Here is a 6,660-nt window from a genome sequence, read left to right as displayed (position 1 = left end):
CTGCTAATCGCAACTCCACGCTAAACCGCTTCAGCGGCTTATGCCTCACAAAATCTTCTCGTCACACTCCGAAATACGGCCAGGCCGTGTTACAATAGGCCGCTAACGCGGCCTTTGTCGCTTCTGAAGGGAAGCGCAAACGCTTCTGGAATTTGGTGGGAACCGCAAGGGTGCCCACACGCGATAAACCCTTCGGGTTTACGCTGGAAACACACGATAAACCGCTCCGCGGTTTACGTGGACGCGACAAACCGCGCAGCGGTTTGCGCTGGCGCGGGGTGGAGCAGCCCGGTAGCTCGTCAGGCTCATAACCTGAAGGCCGCAGGTTCAAATCCTGCCCCCGCAACCAATATTACCCCTCAAAGGCCCGCCTAACGCCGGCTTTGTGCGTCGTGCCAACGCCTCATGCCTCCAAACCATCAGCAAGCCCTCGCAACAACCCAAACAATGCAAACACGGAACCAAGGCCTGAAGTCCTCGCAGTACCACCTTCCAATGGCCGCAATATCAATGGCGCAGAGGCTACCCGCCGATGGCGATTGCAATTATAGCTCACAAAAAAAGGTGGAAGCCTGAATTCTATTGCTCCGGCTGAAGAATGCAGCATTGCTCAGGCACGGGTACAAGCACGACGGCATCTCCGGCCGCCATCGGCTCCGACAAGGCGCCATTGGCGACGATAGCACCGGCCGCTGTTTCGCATTGGTATTGATAGGCGCGGCCGAGATAGGTGCGTGTTCCCAGAATCGCCGGCAGGCCGTTGCCTTCGCGTCGAACCGAAAGCCCGTCCGCGCGGCAGCCGAGGACAAAACTGTCCGGGATCGGCCCGAAATCGTCCTGCGACAGAATGATCCTTGCACCGCCCGCAGCCTCGGCTGTCACCAGTGCACCTGCTCGCTCGACGACCCTCAACGGCAGCAGGTTTTCGAAGCCGACGAAGCGGGCGACAAAGCTGTTGGCGGGCTTGCGGTACAGGGTTTCGGGTGTGCCGAGCTGCATGATGCGGCCGGCATTCATGATGGCGACGCGATCCGAGATTGAGAAGGCTTCCTCCTGATCGTGGGTCACGTAAAGCGAGGTCGTGCCATTGGCGCGCTGCAACTGGCGTATCTCGACGCGCATATCGACCCTGAGTTTGGCATCAAGATTGGATAGCGGCTCATCGAACATCAGAAGCGGCGGCTCGATGACGAGAGCGCGGGCGAGCGCGACGCGCTGCTTCTGGCCGCCGGAGAGTGCGCCGGGCAGGCGATCGCCGAGGCCGGAAAGGCCGACGCGGTCCAGCATGGCGCCGGCCTTCGTAAGGCGCTCCTTCGTCGGCGTGCGGCGCTGCTTCAAGCCGAAGGCGACGTTTTCGAGTACCGTCAGATGCGGAAACAGCGCGTAGTTCTGGAACACCAAGCCAATATCTCTGGCATGCGCCGGCAGTGTCGTCAGGTCGCGCTCCCCCAGCTTGATCGTGCCGCTGGTCGGCTGCAGGAAGCCGGCGACGAGCCGCAAGGTCGTCGTCTTGCCGCAGCCGCTGGAGCCGAGCAGCGAGACAAGTTCGCCGGCGGCGACGGACAGCGAAAGATCCTGCAGGACGGCCGTCTTGCCGTAATGGGCGCTGATGGAATTAATGGAGAGCGATACGGTCACGGGCGGCTACTTTGTCAGGAAGGTGAGGCCCAGGGTGGCTTCGACGATCGCCATGACGGCGACGGTGACGAGCATCAGCAGCACGGAAACCGAGGCGATGGTCGGGTCGAAGAACTGCTCCATATGGGCGAGGATCTGGATCGGAAGGGTGGAGATGCCTGGGCCTGTCAGGAAGACCGAGACCGAGACATCGTTGATCGAGGTGATGAAGGCGAGGATGAAGGCGGCAATGACGCCGGCGCGGATATTCGGCAGCACCACTGTCAGGAAGGTCTTCAAAGGGGGGCAACCGAGGCTGATCGCCGCTTCCTCGATCGAGAAATCGAAACTCGCGAGGCTGGCGCTGACGACGCGCACGGAATAGGGCAGCACCAGCAGCGCATGACCGATCAAGAGGCTCGGGAAGATCGGCAGCCCAAGCCCGATCGTGATCGATTTCATCAGCGAGAAGCCGAAGACGATTTCTGGAACGAGGATCGGCAGCACGAAAAGCGTCGAAAGCCAGCGCGGCAACTCGATCCTGTAGCGGCTGATGGCGTAGGCGGCGGGAATGCCGATCAGCAGCGACAGCGCGGTTCCGAGGAAGGCGAGCTCCAGGCTGGTGATCGCCGTCGTGCGGAAGGCCTCGATCTGAAAGATGTTCGAGAACCAGTGAAGCGTCAGGGCCTGCGGCGGGAAGGTAAGATAGGTCGTATCGCTGAAGGCGGCGCCGATGATGATGACGAGCGGCGCCAGCAGGAAGAGGAAGACGAGGGCGGTGAAAGCGATGAGCGCGGGATGGACCGTTCTTGTCATGATCACACCGCCATCGGGTTCAGCCGTCGCGCGAGCCGGCTCATGATCGCGACAATACCGATCGTGACCACCACCATGATGGCGGCGATCGTCGAGGCGCCGACCCAATCGAAGGTGACCATGGCGCGCTGATAAAGGAAGGTGCCCATCATCATCTGCTTTTCGCCGCCGAGCAGCTGCGGCGTGGCGTAGGAGGTGAAACTGCCGGTGAAAACCAGCACCGCGCCGACGATCAGGCCCGGCGTGGCAAGCGGCAGGATGATTTGGCGAAAGGTCGCGGCCGGCGTGGCACCGAGCGACGTCGCCGCCTGAATGAGATCCTGCGGTATGCCCTCAAGCACGCCGACGAGCGTCAGGATCATCAAGGGCGCGAAGAGATAGACCATCGCGACGATCACCGAGCCCTCCGTGTAGAGCATCGAGAGCGGCTCGCTGATGACGCCGATCGACATGAGGATGGTGTTGAGAATGCCGTTCTTGCCGAGAATGATCAGCCACGCGAAGGAGCGCACGACGACGCCGGTCAGCAGCGGAAAGACGGCGGCGATGATCATCACGCTTTTGGCGCGGCCCGGCATCTGCGCGATCACATAGGCGGCGATGAAGCCGATAAACAGCGAGATCGCCGTCGTGATCAGCGCCACTTCGATTGTCCTGAAGAGCACCGTGCGGCGAAAGCCGCTGGAAAAGAAGGCGACATAGGGGGAGAAAATCCCCTTGGGTTCACCGAAGGTCGCCGCAATCGTAATGACGACGGGAACGAGCAGGAAGAGCGTTACGGCCAGAATGGCCGGCGTCGCCAATCCCCATTTCATCAAATGCTTCATCAACTACATTCCGTGAGAACGCCGCAGACTATGCGGCATGCCCTGTTACATGCCGAAGATCTCGTTCCAGCGATCGACCCAGTCCGGTTGCGCCTCGATCAGCTTCTGATAGTCGATACGGCTGAGCTTGGCGATCATTTCGGCGCCGTAGGTCCAGAGCTTGGCCTTTTCCGGTGGCAGTATCACCTTGGTCGAGACCGGCGCATCGACGCCCTGTTCGGCTTCCGCCTGCTGCACGTCCTTCGACAGGATGAAGTTGATGAACTGATGCGCGAGCTCGACGTTTTCCGAGCCCTTCGGAATATTGACGGTGTTGAGGACGGCGATATCGCCATCCTTGAGATCGGCCCAGGCCATCGTCGGAACGGCCGATCGCAGGGATGACAGAACAAAATCCTGCGTTATCGCCACCTTGGCCTCACCCGTCGAGATCAGGTTCACCAGTTCGGAGCCGGTATTATAGTTCTTGACGACATTCGGCTTTAGCGCCTCGATAGCTTCGAAGGCCTTGTCGGCATCGGCATAGGGATCGGCGCCGGCATGCTTGCCGGCTTGGAGCACCGTCAGCGGCCCGCCCGTTGTGGTGATGCCGGGAAGCGAAACGGCGCCCTTCAGGTCGTCGCGCCAGAGATCGTTCCAGGAGGAAACCGGTGGGTTCACCTTCGCCGTATCATAGACGATACCAATGCGGCCGATCGTGTAGGCGGGGCCGTAATTGCCTTGCGGTGCCTTGGCGATATCGTAGAGATCGGCAAGGTTGGGGAGCTTGCTGCGGTCGACTTCCTGGAAGAGACCCTGCTGGATGCCGAGCTGCGAATAGCTGTCCGTGAGATAGATGACGTCGACGCCCTTACCGCCGCGCAGCTTCAGCTTGTTGAGGCGGTCGGCATTGTTGCCGGTTTCGAAAACGACATCGCAGCCGCAGATCTTCTTGAAGGGCTCGATGATGTTGGCCTGCATCTTCTCGCCATTATAGCCCCACCAGGAGATAGTCAGCGTCTTTGCCTGGGCGAAGCCCGGCATCGCAGTTGCCGCGGCAAGGAGAACAAATCCCGCGACACGGGCAAGGGTTAGGCCGTTCATTCTCTAAATCCTTTTGGTCAATGAAATCGGGCATATGTTTCAAGCTTGCAGGATACTATTTTTCGAGCACCGGCTTTACAAGCCCAACAAATGGGCAGGGTGGCGGTTTTTGCCTTTGATGGGATGAATATGTCGCGTCACGCTAGGACGTCTGGCCATTACACATCGTTGAGATCCGCGAACTCCTCTCCCTCCTCGGGAGAAGGAGAGGCTCAGCAATGTCTTCACTTCACATGCGATTATTCTGCCGGTGGGCCGGGCAGCTTTACACGCGGATCGGTCATCTCTACCCTCAATTGACTGAATATCCCTTAGGCATGCTTCTCATGACATCCCCGAACACAAATCTTCCCGACGATCTGCTCATCAATGCGGCGGACGAAGTGCTGATCCGTCAGGATCTGACGCTGACCGCGCTCGGCCGCCGTCCGGCGGATCGCCTGCTGCGTGTCGGCAGGCTTTTGGATGTGCATAGCCGCAGCTGGCTGGACGACCAGGAAATCGTCATCAAAGGCCGGCGGATCGCCTATGTCGGTCCGGCCGGCAGTTATCAGGGTGAGGTGAGCGAGCGTGTGCACGAGCCGCATCTCGCAGCCGTTCCCGGTTTCGGGGAAGCGCACAAGCATATCGAAAGCTCGCATCTGACGCCGGAATGGGAAGCGGCTTTGGTCATGCCGCATGGTGTCACCTGGACTTGCGAGGCGAGCCATGAGTTTTCCAATGTGAACGGCGCCCGCAATCTGGAATTCTGGCTGGCAGCGCGCCGCCGCGGCTCGCCGATGAAGATATTTCCTCTGCCGGGATCGGCCGTGCCGCCGACGGCTTACGAATGGGGCGGCGGTCACTTCGGCTATGACGAGCAGAAGTCTTTTCTGAGTGAAAGTCTGATGGTGGCCGGGCTCGACGAGGTCATGGATTGGCCTTCCGTCAGCAACCCGGAGAATCCGGCTTACGATCGCCTCTGGGGCATGATCCGGGCCACCTTCGAACAGCGCGGCGTGGTCGAGGGTCATGGTGCGGGCCTGCGCGATCTGCCGTCGATCAATGCTTTTGCCGGCGCCGGACTTGCTTCCGATCACGAGGGCTGGTTTCTCGACGAGATCTGGGAGAAGCTGACGCATGGCCTCTTCATCGAGCTCAGGCCGCATTCCCTGCCCGAGGTGATCAAGGGGTTGATCGATAAGGGATTGTCCGACTGGTCGCAGATCGCCTTCGTCACTGACGATCGCAGCGCCAGCGATACGCTGAAGATCGGCGCGACAGACTATAATGTCCGGCTGGCAATTGAGAATGGGTTGTCGCCGGAAATTGCCATTCAATGCGTGACGATCAATCCTGCCCGGCATATGCGGCTGACGCCATGGGTCGGCTCGATCGCGCCCGGCCGTTTTGCCGATATCGTGCTGCTGGACGATGTGAAGACGCTGTCGATTGCCAAGGTCTGGGCCGATGGCAAGCCGGCAGCCGAAGGCAAGGCCTTCGTCGGCGTTCGCCCGGAGATCGACTGGCCGGCATGGGCAACGCAGACGGTTCGCATCGATCGGACCGTCACGGCGGAAGATTTTCGCATTGCCGCTCCATCAGCGTCCGGCACGGCCAAGGCCGCCCTGTTGCGGCCATTTCACTGGGCCGATGATTTCATCACCATGGATCTGCCCGTCAGCGATGGCGCCGTGCAGCGTGATCACGATCGTAACGTCACGAAATTCGCGATCGTCGACCGCTTTTCCGGCGAGGCCAAGGTCGCCCGCATGTTCTGGCTGGGCACGGGGCCGCGCACGCCGGACACTGCGCTCGGCGCCACACTCGGCCATGATAAGCACAATATCTGGGCGGTCGGCTCCTCCGATGAAGCCATGGCTATGGTCGCCAATGCGCTGAAGGAGCAGCAGGGCGGATGGGTGCTGGTGTCGGGCGGCAAGGTCGTTGCCCGCGTCCGTTATGAAGTCGGCGGCCTGATGACGGCGCGCTCGGCTGAGGAACTGAATGCGGAGATGCAGTCGCTCTATAAGGCTGGGGCCGAGATCGATTGGATGTATGAGCCGACCTTCTCGCCGCGCTGGTGGCCGGGCTTTCCCGAGCGTCTTTCCTTCGCGACGCTCACCTGCGCGCCCTGGCGCTGGGTTCTGGTTGCGCCTTCCGAACGGGCGCCGGAGGGTTTCGTGAATGTTGCGACCGGGGAAACGCATCCGATCGTCTGGTGATGGATATCCGGCTTGCTTATTGTGAATATCCCTGCCGCGCCGTTGATCGTTGATGAGCAGCCCCACAGGGTGGATTGCGATCGGTGCTTGACGGCCGAAGCCAGCTCCTTAAT

Annotated in this window: 5 protein-coding genes and 1 tRNA gene; 2 read left to right on the top strand and 4 right to left on the bottom strand. The window is 60.6% G+C overall.

The window, feature by feature from the left end; genetic code table 11:
* The first annotated feature begins 272 nt into the window (after positions 1 to 272).
* A tRNA-Met gene (locus tag JJQ51_RS30885) sits at positions 273 to 349 on the top strand.
* A 230-nt stretch (positions 350 to 579) separates the two neighbouring features.
* Here the strand turns inward: JJQ51_RS30885 and JJQ51_RS30880 are convergent.
* The 4 genes from JJQ51_RS30880 to JJQ51_RS30865 are packed head-to-tail and all read right to left on the bottom strand — an operon-like array spanning position 580 to position 4,283.
* Entirely contained in the window at positions 580 to 1,638 is a 1,059-nt protein-coding gene (locus tag JJQ51_RS30880; RefSeq protein WP_269245702.1) for an ABC transporter ATP-binding protein, read from the bottom strand.
* Between the two features lie 6 nt (positions 1,639 to 1,644).
* Positions 1,645 to 2,436: an ABC transporter permease gene (locus JJQ51_RS30875; protein ID WP_269245706.1), complete on the bottom strand. Its 792-nt coding sequence runs from the start codon at positions 2,434 to 2,436 to the stop codon at positions 1,645 to 1,647.
* Positions 2,436 to 3,260 (bottom strand): ABC transporter permease, encoded by an 825-nt coding sequence (locus tag JJQ51_RS30870; protein WP_269245701.1) that lies wholly within the window; start codon positions 3,258 to 3,260, stop codon positions 2,436 to 2,438. The genes JJQ51_RS30875 and JJQ51_RS30870 overlap by 1 nt, the downstream gene beginning before the upstream one ends.
* Before the next feature lie 45 nt (positions 3,261 to 3,305).
* Positions 3,306 to 4,283, bottom strand: coding sequence for an ABC transporter substrate-binding protein (locus tag JJQ51_RS30865; RefSeq protein WP_269245705.1), 978 nt, complete (start codon positions 4,281 to 4,283; stop codon positions 3,306 to 3,308).
* A 386-nt stretch (positions 4,284 to 4,669) separates the two neighbouring features.
* Here JJQ51_RS30865 and JJQ51_RS30860 point away from each other — a divergent pair, with 386 nt between their 5' ends.
* Positions 4,670 to 6,547, top strand: coding sequence for an adenine deaminase (locus JJQ51_RS30860; RefSeq protein WP_269245700.1), 1,878 nt, complete (start codon positions 4,670 to 4,672; stop codon positions 6,545 to 6,547).
* Positions 6,548 to 6,660: the final 113 nt, after the last annotated feature.

The sequence above is a fragment of the Rhizobium sp. AG207R genome, assembly GCF_027109195.1.
In the GTDB taxonomy this organism is placed as follows: domain Bacteria; phylum Pseudomonadota; class Alphaproteobacteria; order Rhizobiales; family Rhizobiaceae; genus Rhizobium; species Rhizobium dioscoreae.
Note: the sequence above shows the minus strand (reverse complement) of the source record. Positions and strands in the feature narration are given on the sequence as shown.

Bases quoted from the DNA above. Each gene is read 5' to 3' on its own strand.
- JJQ51_RS30860 (WP_269245700.1), top strand. From the start codon at position 4,670: ATGACATCCCCGAACACAAATCTTCCCGACGATCTGCTCATCAATGCG.
- JJQ51_RS30870 (WP_269245701.1), bottom strand. From the start codon at position 3,260: ATGAAGCATTTGATGAAATGGGGATTGGCGACGCCGGCCATTCTGGCC.
- JJQ51_RS30865 (WP_269245705.1), bottom strand. From the start codon at position 4,283: ATGCCGGGCTTCGCCCAGGCAAAGACGCTGACTATCTCCTGGTGGGGC.